Annotated in this window: 20 protein-coding genes; 13 read left to right on the forward strand and 7 right to left on the reverse strand. The window is 55.3% G+C overall.

Annotated features, from left to right (window positions below):
- The first annotated feature begins 105 nt into the window (after nucleotides 1–105).
- Together wrbA and CAP48_RS18565 are read left to right on the forward strand one after the other, a co-directional pair.
- A complete protein-coding gene (gene wrbA, locus CAP48_RS18560) occupies nucleotides 106–705 on the forward strand; it encodes an NAD(P)H:quinone oxidoreductase (protein WP_100699357.1) in 600 nt (199 codons plus the stop codon).
- A 115-nt stretch (nucleotides 706–820) separates the two neighbouring features.
- The gene (locus tag CAP48_RS18565; RefSeq protein ID WP_100699358.1) at nucleotides 821–1,426 is read left to right on the forward strand and encodes a cysteine dioxygenase; all 606 of its coding nucleotides are present in this window, start codon (nucleotides 821–823) and stop codon (nucleotides 1,424–1,426) included.
- A 256-nt stretch (nucleotides 1,427–1,682) separates the two neighbouring features.
- Here CAP48_RS18565 and trpA read toward each other — a convergent pair whose 3' ends face one another.
- Nucleotides 1,683–2,492, reverse strand: coding sequence for a tryptophan synthase subunit alpha (gene trpA / locus CAP48_RS18570; RefSeq protein WP_100699359.1), 810 nt, complete (start codon nucleotides 2,490–2,492; stop codon nucleotides 1,683–1,685).
- The gene (gene trpB / locus CAP48_RS18575; RefSeq protein WP_100699360.1) at nucleotides 2,489–3,700 is read right to left on the reverse strand and encodes a tryptophan synthase subunit beta; all 1,212 of its coding nucleotides are present in this window, start codon (nucleotides 3,698–3,700) and stop codon (nucleotides 2,489–2,491) included. The genes trpA and trpB overlap by 4 nt, the downstream gene beginning before the upstream one ends.
- Before the next feature lie 135 nt (nucleotides 3,701–3,835).
- Between trpB and CAP48_RS18580 the strand changes: the two genes are divergently transcribed.
- Entirely contained in the window at nucleotides 3,836–4,729 is an 894-nt protein-coding gene (locus tag CAP48_RS18580; protein WP_100699361.1) for a LysR family transcriptional regulator, read from the forward strand.
- Nucleotides 4,730–4,957: 228 nt separating this feature from the next.
- Nucleotides 4,958–5,344 carry a DUF2784 domain-containing protein gene (locus CAP48_RS18585; protein ID WP_100699362.1) on the forward strand — a complete coding sequence of 129 codons (387 nt, stop codon included), beginning with the start codon at nucleotides 4,958–4,960 and terminating at the stop codon, nucleotides 5,342–5,344.
- Nucleotides 5,345–5,451: 107 nt separating this feature from the next.
- Here the strand turns inward: CAP48_RS18585 and ycaC are convergent, their stop codons facing one another.
- Together ycaC and CAP48_RS18595 are read right to left on the reverse strand one after the other, a co-directional pair.
- Nucleotides 5,452–6,099, reverse strand: coding sequence for an isochorismate family cysteine hydrolase YcaC (ycaC, locus tag CAP48_RS18590; RefSeq protein ID WP_100699363.1), 648 nt, complete (start codon nucleotides 6,097–6,099; stop codon nucleotides 5,452–5,454).
- Nucleotides 6,100–6,186: 87 nt separating this feature from the next.
- Nucleotides 6,187–7,065, reverse strand: a complete 879-nt coding sequence (locus CAP48_RS18595) for a pirin family protein (protein ID WP_100699364.1) — start codon at nucleotides 7,063–7,065, stop codon at nucleotides 6,187–6,189.
- A 105-nt stretch (nucleotides 7,066–7,170) separates the two neighbouring features.
- Here CAP48_RS18595 and CAP48_RS18600 point away from each other — a divergent pair, with 105 nt between their 5' ends.
- Together CAP48_RS18600 and queC are read left to right on the forward strand one after the other, a co-directional pair.
- Entirely contained in the window at nucleotides 7,171–8,076 is a 906-nt protein-coding gene (locus CAP48_RS18600; protein ID WP_100699365.1) for a LysR family transcriptional regulator, read from the forward strand.
- Nucleotides 8,077–8,228: 152 nt separating this feature from the next.
- Entirely contained in the window at nucleotides 8,229–8,936 is a 708-nt protein-coding gene (queC, locus tag CAP48_RS18605; protein ID WP_100699366.1) for a 7-cyano-7-deazaguanine synthase QueC, read from the forward strand.
- A 21-nt stretch (nucleotides 8,937–8,957) separates the two neighbouring features.
- On the opposite strand, the gene CAP48_RS18610 is transcribed toward queC, so the two are convergent.
- Nucleotides 8,958–9,806, reverse strand: coding sequence for an AraC family transcriptional regulator (locus CAP48_RS18610; RefSeq protein ID WP_100699367.1), 849 nt, complete (start codon nucleotides 9,804–9,806; stop codon nucleotides 8,958–8,960).
- Nucleotides 9,807–10,036: 230 nt separating this feature from the next.
- Here CAP48_RS18610 and CAP48_RS18615 point away from each other — a divergent pair, with 230 nt between their 5' ends.
- The 7 genes from CAP48_RS18615 (at nucleotide 10,037) to CAP48_RS18645 (ending at nucleotide 18,351) form a co-directional block, all read left to right on the forward strand.
- Complete coding sequence (locus tag CAP48_RS18615; RefSeq protein ID WP_100699524.1) at nucleotides 10,037–10,990, forward strand: 4-hydroxyproline epimerase; 954 nt, start codon at nucleotides 10,037–10,039, stop codon at nucleotides 10,988–10,990.
- A 55-nt stretch (nucleotides 10,991–11,045) separates the two neighbouring features.
- Nucleotides 11,046–12,299 (forward strand): FAD-binding oxidoreductase, encoded by a 1,254-nt coding sequence (locus CAP48_RS18620; protein WP_100699368.1) that lies wholly within the window; start codon nucleotides 11,046–11,048, stop codon nucleotides 12,297–12,299.
- A 25-nt stretch (nucleotides 12,300–12,324) separates the two neighbouring features.
- Nucleotides 12,325–13,188, forward strand: coding sequence for a 4-hydroxy-tetrahydrodipicolinate synthase (gene dapA / locus CAP48_RS18625; RefSeq protein WP_100699369.1), 864 nt, complete (start codon nucleotides 12,325–12,327; stop codon nucleotides 13,186–13,188).
- Nucleotides 13,189–13,200: 12 nt separating this feature from the next.
- Nucleotides 13,201–14,682: an aldehyde dehydrogenase gene (locus CAP48_RS18630; protein WP_100699370.1), complete on the forward strand. Its 1,482-nt coding sequence runs from the start codon at nucleotides 13,201–13,203 to the stop codon at nucleotides 14,680–14,682.
- Nucleotides 14,683–14,798: 116 nt separating this feature from the next.
- Nucleotides 14,799–16,259, forward strand: a complete 1,461-nt coding sequence (locus tag CAP48_RS18635; RefSeq protein WP_100699371.1) for a sodium:alanine symporter family protein — start codon at nucleotides 14,799–14,801, stop codon at nucleotides 16,257–16,259.
- Nucleotides 16,260–16,530: 271 nt separating this feature from the next.
- Entirely contained in the window at nucleotides 16,531–17,019 is a 489-nt protein-coding gene (locus CAP48_RS18640; RefSeq protein ID WP_100699372.1) for an EF-hand domain-containing protein, read from the forward strand.
- 345 nt (nucleotides 17,020–17,364) lie between these two features.
- Nucleotides 17,365–18,351: a DUF4105 domain-containing protein gene (locus CAP48_RS18645; protein ID WP_100699373.1), complete on the forward strand. Its 987-nt coding sequence runs from the start codon at nucleotides 17,365–17,367 to the stop codon at nucleotides 18,349–18,351.
- Nucleotides 18,352–18,366: 15 nt separating this feature from the next.
- On the opposite strand, the gene CAP48_RS18650 is transcribed toward CAP48_RS18645, so the two are convergent.
- Both CAP48_RS18650 and CAP48_RS18655 read right to left on the reverse strand, forming a co-directional pair.
- Complete coding sequence (locus CAP48_RS18650) at nucleotides 18,367–19,701, reverse strand: HdeD family acid-resistance protein (protein ID WP_100699374.1); 1,335 nt, start codon at nucleotides 19,699–19,701, stop codon at nucleotides 18,367–18,369.
- A 43-nt stretch (nucleotides 19,702–19,744) separates the two neighbouring features.
- Nucleotides 19,745–21,016, reverse strand: coding sequence for an MASE1 domain-containing protein (locus tag CAP48_RS18655; protein WP_100699375.1), 1,272 nt, complete (start codon nucleotides 21,014–21,016; stop codon nucleotides 19,745–19,747).
- Nucleotides 21,017–21,091 lie beyond the last annotated feature (75 nt).

The raw sequence follows: 21,091 nt of genomic DNA on the forward strand, positions 1-21,091 counted from the left end.
GCGCCCATATAGAAAGTGCGTTTTTACTATACTGGACGTATCGCATTCCATTCCTGGCCGGTTCGCTCACATGAGCCGGACATTACCAATGAAAGGAGCTTATGCATGACCAAGATTCTCGTACTTTACTACTCCATGTATGGTCATATCGAGACCATGGCAAACAGCGTTGCAGACGGGGCCCGCCGTGTCCAGGGGACCGAGGTCACCGTCAAACGCGTTCCCGAAACGATGAATGAAGAAGACTTTCGCAACGCCGGCGGCAAAGTGGACCAGGGTACAGAGGTTGCCTCTGTCCAGGAACTTGCTCAATACGATGCCATTATTTTCGGTACGCCAACCCGCTTTGGCAATATGGCTGGCCAGATGCGTACCTTTCTGGACCAGACCGGCAGCCTGTGGGCAAAAGGCGCCCTGGTCGGAAAAGTCGCAAGTGTCTTTACTTCGACCGGCACCGGTGGCGGCCAGGAAATGACGATTACTTCAACCTGGACAACACTGGCTCATCACGGCATGATCCTGGTGCCCATCGGCTACACAGACCAAGCACTGGCCGACATCACACAGGGTGCCGGCGGCACGCCTTATGGCGCGTCGACCATTGCAGGCGGGGATGGATCACGCCAGCCCGACACGCGGGAGCTCGGGATCGCTGCGCACCAGGGCGAATACGTCGCAAAAGTGGCTGTCAAACTGAAGGGATGACGACCAAGTACCGGCATGCGTCCAATGCACCTGCCGACCTTGCAAGAGCATGCGTCATTGGCTTGTCTGAACAGGGCAGGCACAGGATACTGCAACCAGAAGGAGACAAATAACGATGGATAAACCAAATCTGAGACGCCTGAGTGAATTTATTACAGCCATGACCACACTCATGGACAAGCAGATTGACCATCAAAACCCGCCAACAGGAGCCAAATCCTTATTGGCCGATCTGGTTGCACACGATGACTGGCTACCAGCGTTCTGTACTGTTCCCCACCCCACTTTTTATCAACAGTTCCTCCTTCACTGTGATCCATTGGAGCGATTCTCTCTGGTCAGCTTTGTATGGGGTCCGGGCCAGCAGACCCCGGTTCATGACCATATGGTGTGGGGGTTCATTGGCATGTTGCGCGGATCAGAAATTAGTCAGCGCTACCGCGCCAGACCGGATGGGTCATTGGCTGCTGCAGGTGATCCAGATCGACTGGAGCCGGGTATGCTCGACGCCCTGCTACCGGCCGAAGGCGATATCCATCAGGTATCCAACGCTTACGACGATAAGCCCTCCATAAGCATTCATCTTTATGGCGGCAATATCGGCGCGGTCAGTCGTCATGTTTTCGATCCGGCAACGGGACAGCCAAAAACGTTTATCTCCGGATACTCTTCTGCCGTCATACCGAATGCCTGGGATCGCTCGGCTAACGCCGGAGCCTGATACTACGGATTTGTATTTTTTGGCAGAGCGTTGAATGCGTCCTGACCGCACCGCCAGTGGAATCACCATACCGTCCGATTCAATGCAGTGATTTTTCCGGCCAGCCTAATACCGAAGAAAAAACTGCGCGGGCGGCTTATGGTCGAATCGCATGAGTAGCTAACGCAGATTATTTCTGGCTCAATAGACAGATGGCCGGCCAGCGAACGTTCGCTGGCCGGCCATTTTCCAGTATTACATACGCAATGAGCGCCAATTAGCCGCGCGCCTTGCGCACCGCCTGCGCCAACTCACTACAAAGGCCCAGTACGTCATCCCTGGCCTGGTCGCCGCTGCTGGCTTCAGCAATCTTTTGCACCAGCGCCGACCCCACCACCACGCCATCAGCGATTCGGGCGATGTTGGCAGCCTGCTCCGGTGTGCGTATCCCAAAACCTATGCTGACCGGCAGATCAGTATGCCTGCGAATCCGTGTGACGGCTTGCTCAACATGCTCCAGGGTCGCTGAGCCAGCGCCTGTGGTGCCGGCAACAGAAACGTAATAGATAAAGCCGCCGGCATTACCCAGGATCTGCTGCAGGCGGGCATCATCACTGGTGGGTGTGGTCAGGCGAACAAAGTCGATGCCTGCAGCCTGCGCCGGAAGACATAGATCATGATCGTGTTCGGCCGGCAGATCCACCACAATCAATCCGTCCACGCCGGCCTTACCTGCATCTGCAATGAACCGGTCCACGCCATAACGATGAATCGGATTGAAGTACCCCATTAGCACAATCGGCGTTTCATTATCGTTCTGCCGAAATTGCGCGATCATCTTCAGGGTTCTGGCCACATTCTGGCCGTTGCCCAGGGCTCGCAGACTGGCCAACTGGATGGCAGGACCGTCGGCCATGGGATCGGTAAACGGCATGCCCAGCTCAATAATATCGGCGCCCGCTTGTGGCAACCCATCAAGAATGGCTGCTGCCGTATCATAATCGGGATCACCGGCGGTCAGGAATGTGACCAGGGCCGCGCGATTTTCATTCTTCAATTGCGCAAAACGCTGTTGCAGGCGACTCATGCTTGTTGCTCCTTCTCTTGGCTATGTTGCATTACTGTTTGCATATCCTTGTCACCGCGACCGGACAGGTTGACGACCATCAGGTGGTCTTGGGGCAAAGAAGGCGCCTGCTTAAATGCCTCGGCCAGGGCATGGGCGCTTTCCAGCGCAGGAATAATCCCTTCCAGGCGACAACATTGATGCAAGGCGTCAAGCGCTTCGTGATCTGTGATTGCGGTATATTGCACCCGGCCAATGCTGTGTAGCCACGCATGCTCAGGACCAATGCCCGGATAATCCAGACCGGCAGATATCGAATGCGCATCAATGATCTGTCCATCATCATCCTGCAGCAGGAAGGTGCGATTGCCGTGCAACACGCCGGGCACGCCCCCGTTCAGACTCGCGGCATGCTTGCCGCTTTCCATACCATGGCCGGCCGCTTCCACGCCGATAATCTTCACCTTTTCGTCATCCAGGAAATCATGGAATAGCCCAATGGCATTGGAGCCGCCCCCTACGCAGGCAATAAGCGAGTCGGGCAGGCGCCCTTCCTGAGCCATCATCTGCTGGCGGGTTTCCTTGCCGATCACGGCCTGGAAATCGCGAACCAGTGTCGGATAGGGATGCGGGCCGGCCACCGTGCCTATCAGGTAATACGTCGTGTCGACATGGGTAACCCAATCGCGCAAGGCTTCATTCATGGCATCCTTCAACGTGCCTGTGCCCGCCGTCACCGGCAGCACTTGTGCGCCAAGTAATTTCATACGAAATACGTTAGCCTGCTGGCGGTCAATATCAGTACTGCCCATGTAAATGACGCATTGCAAACCGAAACGGGCTGCAACAGTGGCAGTTGCCACTCCGTGCATCCCGGCGCCGGTTTCGGCGATAATTCTTTTCTTGCCCATGCGTCGCGCCAGCAGTATCTGGCCAATGCAGTTATTGATTTTATGGGCGCCGGTATGATTGAGCTCTTCCCGCTTGAGATAGATCTTCGCGCCGCCCAGGTGTTCGGTCAGCCGCTCGGCATAGTAGAGCGGACTTGGCCTGCCCACGTAGTCACGCTGGAAATAAGCCAGCTCTTTCTGAAAGTTTTCATCTACCCTGGCCTTTTCGTATTCGGCAGCCAGTTCATGAATCAGCGGCATCAGTGTTTCGGCAACGTATTGTCCGCCGAAGTCGCCGAACATTCCCGTCGGGCCGGTATCTGTGGTCAATGAAGCCATCGGTCTCAATTCTCCTGTCGTGTGTCTTGTCCCTTGCATGGTGCAAAACCTGTTTACATACACAAAGGATAAGCCAGCCGCTGCAGAAAAAAAAGCGATAAAATAGCTTCAATACGTCAAATAAACTCACATATTATGCGAAAAGACATTCCTTCTCTTAATGCACTGCAGGCGTTCGAATCGGCGGCACGCCTGCTTAGCGTGAGCAAAGCAGGCGCTGAGCTACACGTCACGCACGGGGCGATCAGCCGGCAAATCCGGCTGCTGGAATCCGCCCTTGGGGTCGCGCTGATCGAAAAAGACGGACGTGGCATAAAACTCACGGATTCGGGGGTTCTGCTGCGTGATGCCAGTGGCGCAGCCTTCGAGCGGGTGCGCGCCGCCTGCGCCGAGATTCGTCATCGCAACAGTAATTTGCCCTTTGTGCTGGCCTGTCCGGGCAGCTTGCTGGCTCGCTGGTTCATCCCCAGACTGGACAGACTCAATCAGGATTTGCCGCAATTGCGATTGCAATTGACTGCCGGGGAAGGGGAACTGGATCCTCGTAATCCCAATGTTGACGCGACGCTTTGCTTTGCCACCCCACCCTGGGCTGATGATTTGCATGTTTACGACCTTGGTCCGGAACACATCGGCCCCGTGATAAGCCCCAGATATGCAAACTATACGGCACTGGCCAGCGCCGAGGTCAGCTCACTGTTGCAGGAGCCCCTGATGTACCCGGCCTCCCGGCCACAGGCTTGGGCGCAATGGGCGCAGGCAAACCAGTTGCCCGCAGACAGTCTGCAATTGGGTACGGCGTTTGAGCATCTTTATTATCTTTTGGAAGCGGCCACGGCCGGGCTGGGCGTCGCTATTGCCCCACAACAGGTGGTGGCCGATGACCTGGCCGCACACCGGCTGGAAGCGCCCTGGGGCTTTGTCCAGACGGCAGCAAGGCTGAGTCTTTGCGTGCCGCGAGCGCGGTCCAATCAACGTTGCGCTGCACTGGCACAATGGCTAAGCAAAGAGCTGGGCTGTGGAGCGTAGTCATCAACGTGATGGATACACAATTGTGATACTAGTTCAACTGCCATAAAATATGCATACACTGTGTTTTCCTGTCTGCCGTCTGGGCCGGTCCGCAATCGCAATACGATACCGAGCTGGCAGTCGGCAGCAGAGCGCTGCGTTTATCCCTGTGATTGGCAGACGCGGCTGCTCGGTCGTAACCATGTAGCGTGCCGTCCGCGTCTATCTATAGCGAAAAGGAAATCCATGATTTACCGCGTGCTCGCCGATCTGGTTCTTGTTATCCATTTTGCCTTTATTCTATTTGCCATATTCGGGGGGCTGCTGGTTTTATACCGCTTGCGCATAATCTGGTTGCATGTGCCTGCGCTTGTCTGGGGGGCCACCATTGTCGGCGTCGGGGCCATTTGCCCGCTGACCCCACTGGAGGGCATGTTGCGGGATATGGCCGGAGAACAAACCTATGCCGGCAGTTTCCTGGAGCATTATTTGCTGCTCGCGATTTACCCACCTGGGCTAACTCGTGAGGTACAAGTGCTCCTGGCAGCCGGTTTGATTATCCTGAACGTCGTTATTTACTTGCTGGTGCTAAGACGCTACGGCAAGCGGAAAACGCCCGACAGAACAAGCTAGAAAACACCGGCAGTACCCTGCGTTTGAATCAGGATCAGATGTGCAACTGCCGATCGCCGACACTGGCTTATTTGGGGCGTTCAGGCCAGTGTCGGCCGCTTCGCGGCTTACTTTTGACCAGTGAGCGTAGCATGACTGGTCATCAAATTCCTATAGTCGGGAATATGGTTGGAGAACAGCGTTCCCAGTCCTTCTATGTCATTGCGCCAGTCGCGATGCAGCTCAGATGCCAGCCCGAACCATGTCATAAGTTGCGCGCCGGCTGCCGACATGCGATTCCATGCGCAATGGCGCGTGATCTCATTGAAGGTGCCTGAAGCGTCCGTCACCACAAAGACGTCATAGCCGGCCTCAATGGCTGACAAGGCTGGAAAGGCAACGCATACTTCAGTTACCACGCCTGCAATAATCAATTGCTTTTTGCCGGTAGCCTCAATCGCCTTGACGAAGTCCTCGTTGTCCCAGGCGTTGATCTGGCCAGGACGTGCGATATAGGGCGCGTCAGGAAAGGCCTCCTTGAGCTCAGGCACCAGCGGGCCATTGGGGCCCTCCTCGAAGCTGGTCGTAAGAATTGTGGGTAGCTTGAAATAATTAGCCAGATCGACCAGAGCCAGCACATTATTTTTGAATTTATCCGGATCAATATCCCGAACCAGAGAAAGCAGGCCGGTCTGGTGATCAACCAGCAGCACTGCAGCCTGATCCTTGTCCAGACGCTTGTATGGTGTTGTTGATTTCGTGGGTGATGTGCTCATCGCTTAATCTCCTGAATGTAAAAATACTGCAACACACTTCGTTACGCGATGAGCGGGATGCCCATCGCGTTAAAAACAGCACTGCCGCTATGGCGCTGTTGTTTCTGACATCTGGCCAAAGCGGCCACTATTGAAGTCGCTGATGGCCTGGGCGATTTGCTCCTGGCTGTTCATGACAAACGGACCATAGCCGACAATCGGCTCATCAATCGGCTGGCCACTGAGCAACAGCACAACGGCATCGCTGTTTGCCTCTAGCGCCAAATGGCGATCGGATTTGTCCAATACCACCAGTTGACCTTCCCGTGCGAGCGCATCGCCATTGATCATGACAGTCCCACGCAGCACGACTAGCGCCGTGCTCCAGCCTTCGGGAACCTCAAGCTCGGTCATGCTTTCCTGCGTCAGCCGCATATCCCACACATGCATCGGGGTAAAAGTGCGCGCCGGCCCTTTCTTGTGTGCGTACTCCCCGGCAATCACGCGGACCGAGCCGGCATCGTTGGGTAAAGCCACCACGGGTATGTCGCTATCGAGTATCGCCTGGTAACCGGGCGAGGCCATTTTATCTTTGGCCGGCAAATTTACCCAAAGCTGCACCATTTCCATTGAGCCGCCGTCAGCGGTGAACGCTTCAGAGTGAAATTCCTCATGCAAGATGCCTGCGCCCGCCGTCATCCACTGTACATCACCGGGGCCGATTGTGCCGCCCTGACCGGTCGAATCGCGATGGCTCACCTCGCCCTTGTAAACGATAGTTACCGTCTCGAACCCGCGGTGCGGGTGTTGACCGACACCCCGTTTTTGCTGCGCCGGCGCAAAATCCGCCGGCCCGGCATGGTCCAGCAACAGAAACGGACTCAAGTGCTTGCCGTGACTTTGGTACGAAAACATGGATTTCACAGGGAACCCGTCTCCAACCCAGTGAGGGCGCGGGGCGCTATAGACTCCAAGTACTTTTTTCATCGTCATCTCCTTGTCGTGACAGTATAGATAGCATAAACTTGGAACGAATTTTGCGATAGATCTAAAAACTAGCAACAGTGTTCCATTTATAGAACGACAAACCGAATGCAAGACCTTAATAATCTTTATTACTTCGTGCAAATTGTCGATCACAAGGGTTTCGCACCTGCCGGTCGGGCATTGGGTATCCCCAAGTCTACGCTCAGTCGCAAGCTTAAAATACTGGAAGAAAAACTGGGCACCCGGCTGATTCAGCGTTCAACCCGGCAGTTTGGCGTGACCGATATCGGTCGCTCGTATTACGAGCACTGCAAGGCCATGCTTATCGAGGCTGAAGCAGCCCAGGCGGTCATTGACATGACGCGGGCAGAACCGAGTGGGACAATCCGCATTAGCTGTCCGATTACGCTGCTGCAGGCGCATGTTGGTTGCATGCTGGCCGACTTTATGGCGCTGCATCCGCGCGTAAACGTGTTTATCGAGGCTACAAACCGCAGCGTCGATCCGGTCGCCGAAGCCATAGACGTTGCGCTGCGCGTGCGTCCGCCCTCGATACAGGACAGCAATCTGGTAATGCGCACCCTGTCTGATCGCAGCCAGTGCCTGGTTGCAAGCCCGACGCTCGTCGAGCGCCTTGGTCTCGCTACCGTACCGGCCGACCTGGCAGATTGGCCCAGCCTGGGTCTGGGCCAGCCGCAACAGCAGTACACATGGACGTTGTTCGGACCATCCGGTGCCCGGGCCGTTATCCATCACTTCCCTCGACTGATCACAACTGACATGGTTGCGCTGCGGATTGCCGCCATGGCAGGCGTCGGTATCGTGCAACTGCCAACACTGTTGGTCTGCGACCAGCTTTCACAAGGCTCGCTGGTCAGGCCTTTGTCCGACTGGGCACCCCGACGCGAAATTATTCATGCAGTATTTTCTTCACGGCGCGGACAAATACCAGCAGTCCGCGCTTTGATTGATTACCTTGTGCAGCGATATGAAGCACTCGAAGAGGATTAAGACAGCTGACCTAGAGCAACCGCATTCGTCATAATCCCTGATTCGCTCTCTGACGTGGACGCAAAGCAACGGCGCGCTGGGCTATATAGGCACCGATGCTACGCTGGCTTGATATGATAGCGATCAAGCAATCTCTCTTAGGATCTACAACTATGAATCACAGGGCGCTCGTCCTTTTTTCCGGTGGTCAGGATTCCACCACCTGCCTGGCATGGGCACTTGACCGCTACGAATATGTCGAAACCATCGGCTTTGCCTATGGGCAACGACACGCCGTTGAACTGGCCTGCCGTGAACAGGTCATCGAACAAATCCGGATGCAATTTCCAGTCTGGGGCGCAAAGCTGGGCGATGACCATATGCTTGATCTTTCAGTACTGGGGCAAATCAGCGATACCGCCCTGACCCAGGATAAAGCCATCGAATTTGAGCAAAGCGGTCTGCCCAATACCTTTGTGCCCGGACGCAATCTGCTGTTCTTTAATTTTGCCGCTGCGCTGGCGTACCGCCGCGGCCTTCAAGTGCTGGTCGGCGGCATGTGCGAGACTGATTACTCGGGCTATCCCGATTGCCGCGACAATACGCTCAAATCACTGCAAGTCTCGCTCAGTCTTGGTCTGGACCGGCCAATGGTTATCGAAACACCATTGATGTGGATCGATAAAGAAGCCACCTGGCGCATGGCCGGTTTGCTCGGCGGGCAGCCGCTAGTGCAACTCATTGAGGAACACACCCATACATGCTATTTGGGAGACCGGGAACACCGCCACCCCTGGGGCTACGGCTGCAATCGATGCCCGGCCTGCGAGCTGCGCCGCCACGGCTATGAACTGTACCAGCGCGCCCACGAAAATCGTTGATTCAAACCCACCAACTGAGCACTAGGCGGGCGCGCTATTGATCGCCTTCCGCTCCTTGAACTGTGAAGGCGACACGCCGGTAAGCTGCTTGAACTGACGACTGAATGCACTGTGGTCCGCGTAACCGCAACTGGCGGCAATCTCTGTGATGGTCATATCCTGCGCCAGCAGCCGCAGTGCATGCTCCAGGCGTGTTTTCTGGATGAACTGCAGCGGTGTCATATGAAATATTTTCTTGAAATTTCGCTCCAGCTGCGACATCGACAATCCCGAGATCTCGGTCAATGATTCCATTCGGATCACTTGATCGAAATGCGTGCGTACATAAGACTCCACCTTCTCCAGTCGTTCGTTAGTGCCCGGCTGATTCAATTCATCTGACTGGATATCAACCGACACGCCCGCCATCGCAATCACATTGCCGCATGCGCCGTATATCGGCATTTTGTGCGTCAGACACCAGCCAAGCTCGCCTGAACTGTAAAAATGCAATTCAAGTTTGTCAGCGATGCAGATTCCCGTTTTCAAAACCTGATAGTCCTGCTCTGTGTATTCAGTCCCCTGTCTGGTATTGAATACGTCTCGCGAAGGCCGTCCCAGCACGTCTTCGACACGATCAAGGCCACAACGCTTGGCCAAAGTCTGGTTGACCAGTACATATTCGGCACGCGTGTTTTTGATAAAGAAAACGACGTTGGGCAACGCATCCAGAATAGGAGCCAGAATCGATAAGTGATTCAAAAGCGTATCCAGACTGTCGGGCCGAAAACTGACCGCCAGCGCATTGATCAGTTGCTCAATGAACGGCGAATCTGCCTGCTTTTCTGAACCGGTTGAAGGCCGATTCGATAGAGAAATTCCGTTTTCCATACGTGTCATTTCATATCGCCCGCGCTGCACTGAACTGCATCACACGGGAAAATCCCGATGATCGCCTTCGATGGCGCCTATTGGCGATGTTACCACCGGCGCGCAAACCTGGCTGTGCCGTTTTCGACGAAGAAGTGGAGAAATCGGTCAAGACACGTTGTGCCGATTCGATCAAGCTAATAAGCAATCGATCACTCATCAACACTTTCCATACTCGCCACTACGTTTTTATGCACAACCGATATCAAAAATTGCACGTCATCGACTCTCATACCGAAGGAGAACCCACCCGTTTGGTTTACGCAGGAGCCCCCGATCTTGGCACAGGATCCGTGGCAGAAAAACTGGCCATTTTCAAGGGAAAGCACGACCGCCTGCGCCGTGCCATCATGCTGGAGCCGCGCGGCAACGACATTCTGGTGGGCGCGTTGCTATGCGAGCCCGCAGACCCGCAAGCGACTGCTGGAGTCATCTTTTTCAACAACAGCGGATATCTGGGCATGTGCGGTCATGGCACGATCGGCCTGATCGCCTCTCTGGCCTATCTGGATCGCATACAACCGGGTGAACATACGATAGAGACACCCGTCGGCAATGTGCAGTGCACTCTGCACGACGACGGCAGTGTATCGGTGCGCAATGTGCGCTCCTGGCGCTACCGCAAGGGCGTCACAGTACAGGTGCCCGGCATCGGACCGGTCACGGGCGATATTGCCTGGGGAGGAAACTGGTTTTTCCTCGTCAATCAGGCGCTCGCGGATATCCGCAGAGATAATGTTGAACTGCTGACCGGCATCAGCTGGGCTATTCGACAGGCACTCGCGACGTCGGGCATTACCGGAGCAGACGGTGAACAGATCGACCACATCGAACTGTTTGGTTCGGCCGCCAACGCCGATAGCCAGAGTTTTGTATTGTGTCCTGGCAAGGCCTATGATCGTTCGCCTTGTGGTACCGGCACGAGTGCGAAACTGGCATGTCTGGCGGCCGACGAGCTGCTTGCCCCGGGACAGGTCTGGCGTCAGGCCAGTGTGATCGGCAGCCACTTTTCTGCGTTTTATCATCCTGACGCAAGCGGCGACGGAATCACGCCTGTGATACGCGGCAATGCCTATATCTGCGCCGAGAACCAACTGATTCTTGATGACAGCGACCCGTTCAAATGGGGAATTCCTGCGGCATGAACGAGATCATTGTTCCAGACACCCCGGCCAGGCCCGAGCACCGGCGCAATCAGTCATGACCCGGGAACCCTCTTGCTGCCCGGTGATCGTGATTGGCGCCGGCATTATCGGGCTGAGTATTGCTGTCAATCTGCAACGAGCAGGTGTCCCAGTGGTATTGATGGAAGCGGACACTGCCGGCAGCGGGGCTTCGGGCGGAAACGCCGGCCATATTGCAATCGAACAGGTCTTTCCCATTGCGGACCCGGGGATTATCCGGCAACTGCCTCGCATGCTTGTTGACCCTATGGGCCCGCTGCGACTGGACTGGCGTTATCTTGCACGGCTCATGCCATGGCTTGTCAGGCTGCTTGCCAATATGCGTCCTGCCCGCTATGCACAGATTCACCGGGCATTACTCGCCCTGAACCAGCACAGTCTGAGCGCATGGCAGACGTTTGCGAACCAGTGGGAGCTTTCGCGGTGGATCCGGATACAAGGTTCGCTGCTGGTGGCAGAAAACCCTGCCAGCGTGCCGGGCTTGCAACAGCATGGCAAACGACTGAATGCCATGGGTATCTCCAACGCCTGGCTCGATGCACGGGCACTTCGCGAACGAGAGCCGGCTTTAGCCGACAACCAGCTCGGTGCGCTTTTTTATCCCGACACGGGCCATGTGATCAATCTGGATGCCATGATCAATCATCTGCGTACAAGATTCATGCAAATGGGCGGTCAATTGCACGAAGGCTGCAGGGTCTTGCAGGCTGAGAGACGTGACGGTCACACGGTGCTATTGCAAACGTCATCCGGCCAGTGGTGCGCAAGGCATGTTGTCGTTTGCACAGGCGCTTTTTCCCGGACACTGACACGCCAGCTCACGGGAATCAATGTCCCGCTGGATACAGAACGCGGCTATCACCTGATGTTGCCGAACGAAACCGCGCGATTATCTATTCCCGTTTCCAGCATTGATCGGCGCTTCATCATGACGCCCATGGAAAACGGGCTGCGCCTGGCCGGCACCGTGGAATTTGCCGGCTTGCAAGCGCCGCCAAACATGCAGCGTTCCCGCCAGTTGCTGCAACTGGCCCAGCCGATGTTGACAGCGAGGCTGGATGCCGCCAATGCGGTGTCCTGGATGGGCTTTCGCCCCTCCATTGCCGACTCACTGCCTGTCATCGACAGGCACGGCCCGGTTCTGCTGGCTTTCGGCCATCAGCACCTTGGCCTGACCCAGGCCGCGTTTACTGCTGAACTGATCCAGGCACTGTATTTCAATGCCGATACCGGCGTTGACATGCGCCCCTATCGCTTACACCGTTTTTAGTCTTACATCCTAAAGGAGCAACACAATGAATCTGAATGGCATTTTGATACCCATGGTTACGCCGTTTGACGCAAATAACAATATCGATGCGCCGCGCCTGGACGAACTGGCACGGGCCTATATCGAAAAAGGAGTGACCGGTCTTGTCGCTTGCGGCACTACCGGCGAATACTACACTTTTTCCGAAGAGGAGCGTGCCACGGTTCTGCAAACGATTGCCGAGGCCGGCAAAGGCAAAGTCACGTTGATCGCAGGTATCAGCGATCTGTCTGCCGACGTCGCGGTGCGCCGCGCGCACGAGGCCCAGCGCCTGGGCTACGACGGCCTGATGCTCTCGGTCCCACCATATAGCCTGCCTAGCCAGGAAGGAATCATTGCCTATTTCGAGCATGTCGCCTCGGCCACTGACCTGCCGCTTATCATGTACAACTTTCCGGCACGCGTCGGGGTCGAAATCGAATTCGATACAGTGGCGCACCTGGCTCGCCATCCCAACATCAAAGCCATTAAGGAAAGCAGCGGCAACTTCAGTCAGGCGCTGCGCATGATCCAGGCCGGCTTTGACGATTTTCAGGTGATTTGCGGTTGTGATGACCAGCCCGTCGATTACTTTTTCTGGGGCGCAAGCAGTTGGATTGCCGGTGCGGCTAATGTTTTTCCCGATGAGCAGATTGCACTGTTCAAGGCAGCAACAGACAAGGACTGGGAAAAGGCGCGGCAAATTATGAGCGATATGTATCCGGCCATTCATTCGATGGAAGCGGGGAACTACAACCAGAAAGCGAAAATCGGCTGCCTGCGGGGTTCATTCGACGCCGGCCACGTCCGTCTGCCGCTGGCCAATCTGTCTGACCTTGAAAAACAGCAGTTCCTTGCACTGCTCAAGTGAACGGAGAAAGCCATGACAGTAAGCAAAGATACCGTATTTGAACAGGCGGCCCGAAAGCAATTATGGGCAGGCCATCTGATTCCCAGCCATAACAGCACAGGCGGCAAACTGGAGAACCGCAGTCCCATCGATAACACCGTAATCGGACATATTGCCGATGGCGATACCAGCGACATAAACGCAGCAGTTGCGGCGGCGCGCCAGTCGTTCGCCTCGGGAGAATGGTCGTCGCTCGCGCCGGTAGAGCGAAAGCAGATCATGCTGCGCTGGGCTGCCCTGCTTGAAGCCAATCAGGAAGAACTGGCGGCGCTCGATTGCATTGATGCCGGCAAGCCGATTACCGAATGCCTCAATACTGACATGCCGGCCACAATCGAGACGTTCTACTGGTATGCCGAAGCCATTGACAAGTTATTCGACAAAGTCGCGCCGACCGGCAAAGACGCATTGGGTCTGATTGTCAGGGAACCGATGGGCGTTGTCGGGGTTGTTCTGCCATGGAATTTTCCGGCCCAGATGTTTGCATGGAAAGTAGCCCCGGCACTGGCCGCTGGCAATTCAGTTGTGGTCAAGCCAGCAGAGCTGACCTCGCTTAGTGCCTATCGCATGGTGCAGCTTGCGCACCAGGCTGGCGTGCCACAAGCGGCGCTCACCCTGGTGTGCGGGCTAGGAGAAAAAGTCGGCGAGGCACTGGGGCGGCATGACGATGTCGACATGGTGTCCTTTACCGGTTCCACCGAGGTGGGTCGCTATTTTCTGCAATATTCGGCCCAAAGCAATCTGAAGGAAATCGTCTTGGAGTGCGGCGGCAAAAGCCCGCAGATTGTTTTTGAAGATGCTGACCTGGATGCGGCCGTGCCGTCCATCCTGGCGGCAGCCTTCTGGAATATGAGTGAAAACTGCAGTTGCGGTTCCCGCTTGATTGTCCATGCCTCGATTAAAGCACCGCTTCTGGAGAGACTTAAGGCCGGCCTGGCCGACTGGAAGATGGGCGACCCGCGCGATGCGGATGTATCCATCGGCCCGATGATAGAGCAGGCGCATTTCGATAAGGTAAAAGCCTATCTGGAAACAACACTGGCCCAGGGCGGCACGCTGGTTGAGGGCGGTCACATCCGTGAAAACATGGGTAGCGGCTGGTATGTCGAACCGACCATTTTCGATAATATCACGCCCGAAATGACGATTTTCCAGGAAGAAGTATTCGGTCCATTATTGGCAGTCACCGATTTCAGCACAGACGATCAGGCGATTGCGCTTGCCAATAACTCGCGCTACGGGCTGGCCGCTTCCTTTTATACCCGCAACCTGAGCCGGGCCCTTCGCGTTGCCACGGCAATCAAGGCCGGCACGGTATCGGTTAACGGCTTTTCAGAAGGTAGCATCGCGACGCCTTTCGGCGGCTACAAGCTGTCGGGTTTCGGGGGACGAGATAAGGGGCTGGAGGCGCTGGACCAATATCTGCAGACCAAAACCATCTGGTATGTGAACTGATCACAAAAACGGGGCGAATCACCATGGCTGATCCGCCCCGTTTTCATTTGCCATAACCGTTTAACCACAAAAAAGCCGACAGAACAATCACTGTCACAACAAAGGAGAAGTCAATCATGGAGCAACTTGTCAATACCATCGTGGGGTATATCTGGGGTAACACCCTGGTTTACCTTGCACTGGGCGTAGGTCTTTACTTTACTGTCATCACTCGTGCCGTGCAGTTCAGATACTTTTTTGAAATGATTCGCCTGCTGCGCGAACGCAAGGAGTCTTCCGATGGCATCTCCTCCTTCCAGGCATTCTGCATGGCGCTTTCAGGGCGCGTGGGCGTGGGCAATATTGCCGGGGTGGCTACCGCAATCGCGGCAGGCGGGCCAGGTGCCGTATTCTGGATGATCGTGATGGCATTGCTTGGCGGCGCCAGTGCATTTATTGAATCCACGCTGGCCCAGGTGTACAAGACGCGCGCAGACGATCAGTATCGCGGCGGCTCCCCCTACTATATTGAAAAAGGACTGGGGCTCAAATCATTCGCCGTGCTTGCAGCGACGGTCATTTGCCTATCCTATGGCGTTCTGGTTCCCGGCATTCAGGCCAATACCATTGCCGAATCCTTTACCACTGCATTCGGGCTTCCGGCATACCTCACGGGCATTTTCATCACGGTACTGCTCGGCCTGATTATCTTCGGGGGCGTCAAGCGCATCGCTCGGGTCGCTGATAAAGTCGTGCCGATCATGGCAATCGCGTATGTTATTCTCATGGCCCTCATTCTTGGTGCGAACATCGAAAAAATACCAGCGCTACTGGCATTAATCATTAGCAGTGCTTTCGGAACACATGCCCTTTTCGGTGGTATTGTCGGCACTGCCATTGCATGGGGTGTGCGTCGCGCGGTCTTTTCCAACGTAGCCGGCGCAGGGGAAGCCACTTTCAGTTCAGCTGCCGCTGAAGTATCTCATCCCGCCAAACAGGGCTTGGTCCAGGGTTTCTCGGTCTATATCGACACGGTGATTGTCTGCACAGCAACCGCTCTGATGATCCTGATCACCGGCATGTACAACGTCATCCCGCCAGATGCCGCGTCTCCCCTGGTGGAGCACGTTCCAGGGCTGGAGGCCGGTACGGCGTATACCCAGGCTGCCGTTTCCACCGTATTTGCAAACTACGGAAGCGGCTTCGTGGCCATTGCCATCTTCCTGTTCGCCTTTACAACGCTGATGGCGTACTACTATATCGCTGAAACCACCATGGTCTATCTGGACAGCAAATTACGCTATCCCATATTGAAACTGCTATTGAAGATTGTGTTTCTTGTCGTCGTCTATCTGGGCAGCGTAGAATCGGTCAGCCTGATGTGGGGTCTGGGCGATATCGGCTTTGGCAGCATGTGCTATCTGAACTTCGTGGCCATTGTCCTGCTGAGCAAGCCGGCTATCAAGGTATTGAAGGACTATGATCGACAGAAGAAAGCCGGTGTCGATCCGGTATTCGACCCCCGGATAGCGGGCGTTGATAACGCCGATTTCTGGATTGAGTACAGCGAAAACGCCAATAAAAGTCGCCGGGCGTAGCCGGCCCACCCGTTGCAGCCAGAGAATACAGGGCCGGCGCTCCCTTGCGGGAGCCGTGCCCCAAGCCAAGGCGGCGATGCGCACGCCAGCCCATCGCTGCGATTCAAACCGTTACATCTCCTCATTATTCCAAATGAAATCGCCGAATGAATGGTGTTAGTATAAAAAATCACTGGTGCTGCAGGATTCTGTCGTTCACCACAAACCTGTCGCAACGGGCATATGCAGGTATTTGTTTTGCCTGTCGCCGTTAAAGAAAGGAGTTTCATCTATGAGTAACACACTATTGAGAAGCAAAACTGCCGCCGCTTTTTTTGCAGTCAGTGCCAGCCTTGGCTCTGCCATGTTTCTCGCCAGCAGCGCCTCGGCCCAGACGACGAATCAGGGTACCGGCCAATCCATGGAACAGCCTGCCGATCCGGCTGCGCCTTCAGCTAACGGCCAGCCCATGCCGCAGGGCGCCATGCCGGCAGGTGGCGGCGAAATCCCGCAAGATCAGCTGGTGAAACTGGATTTGAATAAAGACGGCGCGGTTTCCAAAGAAGAATATAACCAGGCGATGGCCGCTGCCTTCAAGAACCTTGACAAAAACGGCGACAACGCCCTGACACCGGACGAGGTCGGCTCTATTTTGACACCCGAGCAATTTGCTGCGGTGGATACCAACAAGGACGGCAAAATCAGCAACGATGAAATGATCACGCAAGTAACAAGTGATTTTGACGCTGCTGACACCAACAAAGACGGCCAACTCAAATAAGCGTATTAGCACGGCCGGCGTGGTCATTCAGTAACCACAACGGTCCAAACGTTTAGCAGAATTGACCACACTGTCCTTGCTGGCGGTGTGGTTTTTTTGCGCGCGCCGGAATGCCGCCAGGCCCGAACCCAATTCGGTCGCTGGCACCCGCGCATCCAGGCCGATTGAACGCTTTACCTTGTTGCACTCTATCTTGTCGCGCAGCGCCGTGTCGAACTTTTCCGTGTCGCGCAGTTGCTCACGATTGGACTAGCAATCCGGTCTCTCAGGCATGCGAGAGTCTCTGCAAAGACTGGCAGATTTACTGTAATATGATTCTTCTTTATTTGCACGGGCCGTTATCAGATGATAGTCTCCCTCGCATTGCTTGTGATTGTCATTTTTGCGTGGGGCACATTGGCGCTATGGGTTCAGTTTGTCCGCCACAAAATTTGCGGCGGCCTGCTCATTGGCTTGTGGGCGCTGGTTAGCGCGTTCTTTTTTACTTCCCTGCTCAATCCCATAGTCGGGGCATGGCAGACGGTAGCAGGCATCACCTTCGTGCTGGCAGCACTGGCTCTGGTGTACTGGTGGCGCAATATTCGTCCCTCCAATAACCGTCACTGGATGCCTGAAGTGGCTCGGCAGGCGCGCGGCTGCGTTGACGGCAACAGCGTGACAATCCAGAATGTGCGCAATTTCATCTGGCATACGCCCGATCAGTTCACCGAACAATGGGAAACCCGGCAGTATGATCTGGCCAAGCTCGAATCGGTCGACCTTGCGCTTTCCTATTGGGGCGGTCCTGCCATCGCCCATGCAATGGTTTCCTTCGGTTTCAGCGACAACGAATATCTGGTGTTTTCAGTTGAAATCCGCCGCAAGGTTGGTGATGCCTTCTCTGAGCTCGGCGGTTTTTTCAAAATGTATGAACTAAGCATTGTCGCTGCTGATGAAAGAGATGTTCTTTTCGTGCGAAGCAACATCCGGCAGGAAGACGGTTATCTGTATCGCGTACACATGGAACAGACGGCAAGACAATCTCTGCTGCTGGCGTACCTGGACGAGGCCAACCGCCTCGTACACACTCCGCGCTTTTATCACACTATCACGGGCAACTGTACCACGCTGATTTTCCGGATGCTGGATCGCATTGTACCGGGGCTGCCGCTAGACTATCGGCTGCTGGCCTCGGGCTATCTGCCTGAGTATTTGTACAAAGTTGGCGCCCTGCAGGGGGCTGACACCATAAAGCAATATCGCCGGCGCGCGCGTTATACGGACCGCGCGCGAGCCAACACGGATCCTGGCCGGTATTCACAGGCCATCAGGCAGAACGTACCCGGTATTTGAACCTGGCGTGCCAGCTCACCCCGAAACCGAGACATTCGACGCCTTGCTCACACGCAGCAAACGCGAAAACCAGGGTGTACTGACGGGATGGACAATGGCACACAACGCACGGGCGTAGTCCAATGTTAGTCCTGGCGTCCATGCCATTGTCGTGGCACGCTTTCTGATTTGAGCTGCAATCCATAACTCGGGCATGAGCATTACCCGCAATACCTCTGTCCACGAACGAGATGCCCTGTCGTGCAGGGCCCCGTCCAGGGCAGCTTCCAGCGCGTAGCTCACGGAACTGGAACAATTTCGGTAGGTCAGGTTGTAGACCTCGTGCTGCCTGTACTCCTGCCAAAAATGCAGTAACCCGTCGCGGTTGTATGCATGAAATTTCACTTGCCAATTGGACGGACACCACGCCTTTGATTCCGTGGCGTAGTCAGGCTGGAATAATCCGGCTACGTCGTTCTCGCCAGTCGCTTTCAGGATGCGGAAAAACTCGGACGGAGAACGGTCAATATCGGCGGCCGGGTAAAGGCTGATATACGTCTGCGGCAGCATTTCCAGCGCAGCGTGCCCGGTCGAGATGACGCCATTGACATCGACGGCGGCAATATACCGATTGATGACCGGGCGCCGAACCGGTGCGTTTTTGGACGATCCTTCCGGCGTCCATACATGCACGGTCAGCGGTTCGCTCTGGACCTGCGCGGTTGGTGCACTGTCCTTCTCAGGCAGGGCCAACTGCATGCGGCGTATCTTAGGCAATACGTCCGACGGCATAAATAGCTCGAAGACAGATGTGCCGTCCTTCAATTGCCGCGCTCTCAAAAACACGTTCAGGGTAACAATGCCACCAGTGATAAGGATGACTCCCATGAAAACCGAAATTGTTGCCGAATAATGGCTTGGATAAGGCCCGAACATGACAATTGCGAAAACGACCTTTGCCAGGCCAAAGCCAAATGCCGTACGCCAATTGGGAAACCGGACTAACCATGCCGATGCCATTTGTAATGTGCCCATCACGAAATAGGCCATACCCAGGATAATAGCAAGCAGGATATTACTGATAGTGTCATTGACCAGGATCAGCAGGGAAATCAAAAAGAACCCGCCGCCCTTGAAATAAAGCACGGCTTTTTGTGCTCCGATGCCACTGGCCGCCACGCTCAACGTAATCACGCTTTCGATCAGCAGCAAGACACCAAAAAGCACTAACGGAAAATACCGCACACCATCGAGCGCATCAATAAAAATTACCAGCCCTGCGACCAGCCATAAAAGCCCCAGAACGCCCAACAGATACGCATTACGGCGTACAAAATTGGCGCCGAACAGTAACAAAGCGATCTGTATCATCGCATTCTCCCATGCGACAAAGGAAACCGCCGGATGACGCCATTCACGATTCCGTCCTTTGGCCTACCAGCCAGGTACCCACCAGTATGGCGCTGGTCGGCTCGCTGACAACGACCGGCCAGCTCGCGCGGATCCGGATCCAGTCTGTTGCCGACGATTTCATCCGGAATTCGGTTAAATCGCGTTTCTCGGGGTTATCACTTCCGGCGGTAAGCAACCGGGCAAGCGTCGCACGATCATCGGGATGCGCCAGCGCCAGAACCCGCTGCGCGTCGCTCATGGTCTGCGGGTCTGTGTGCAACGCCTCGTGAATACGGCCGTCCCAGTCCATGCGGCCGGTAGCTACATCATGTCTGTACATGAAGGAAATCTCCTGCCTGTGAGGCTGAACACCGTCGAAGCGTTTGACCGTTTGCGTAAAAACTCTCAGAAAGACAATCAACAGCGCCGTGGCCACCAAATAGCACTGCGCAAGCAGAAGAGACTCGCCTGGCCGCAGGGACCTGATGAAGAATGGCCCCGTGCCTTGCGAAGAGTGATAGATAACAATGGCGCCAAGCGATAACAGGGCGAGCGATCCGATGCGGTTACCGCAGCAAATGGCGGCGACAACAGCCAGAATGATCGGAATGCCGGTAAGCGCAAAAATCAACGTGGCCCGCCATGGGACCTGATTACGCGTCATGTCCACCTGCTGAGCGCCAAAAATGAACCAGGCGCAGATTGCCATCAATATAAGCGCGATCGCCCCCACCAGAGCAGCTTTGATGCCGGCGGTTCTCCGTCCGAGCTGGTAACCACGCAAACCCATCACGACGGCAGTCAAATACAGTACGCCCGAGACGTGTGCTCCCCACCAGACCCACACCAATTGGTCAAAAGGCGCATTATCGAAGAACGTCAGCCACCCTGCGCTCAGTACGGCAGCAATTGCGCTAATGACAAATGTGGCGACAATCCAGCGCACGACAATCTGCAGACTGTCTTTATGTTGTGCGTACCGGCTGACCACCCAGGCTATAGCCATATCAGAGCTCAAATTGATGACAGCAAGTACCAGGGCGATAGGCATCTCGTGACCGAAATGGGTGTCGGCTATCATCTGGGCGCTGAAAAACATTGCCAGCAGCCATGGCCAGCGTCGATAATCGCTCACAAGAAAGGCTGCAACCCCTATGCCTGCCGGAAACCAGACGAATCCGACATGGGACAGGGGATCATCCAGCAGCAGGGACACATGGGCAGCGACGTAGTAGAGCGCTGCCCATCCGAACACTGAAATTGCGACACGGATTTTTGGATAGAACAAAGGCATGCATCCCCGATATATTTTGTTCACATTTTGCAATAAGTGAAATATATCACGGGCGTGATGATTATGGTTATCGCT

It is taken from the genome of Advenella sp. S44 (genome assembly GCF_002810445.1).
GTDB lineage: Bacteria > Pseudomonadota > Gammaproteobacteria > Burkholderiales > Burkholderiaceae_B > Advenella.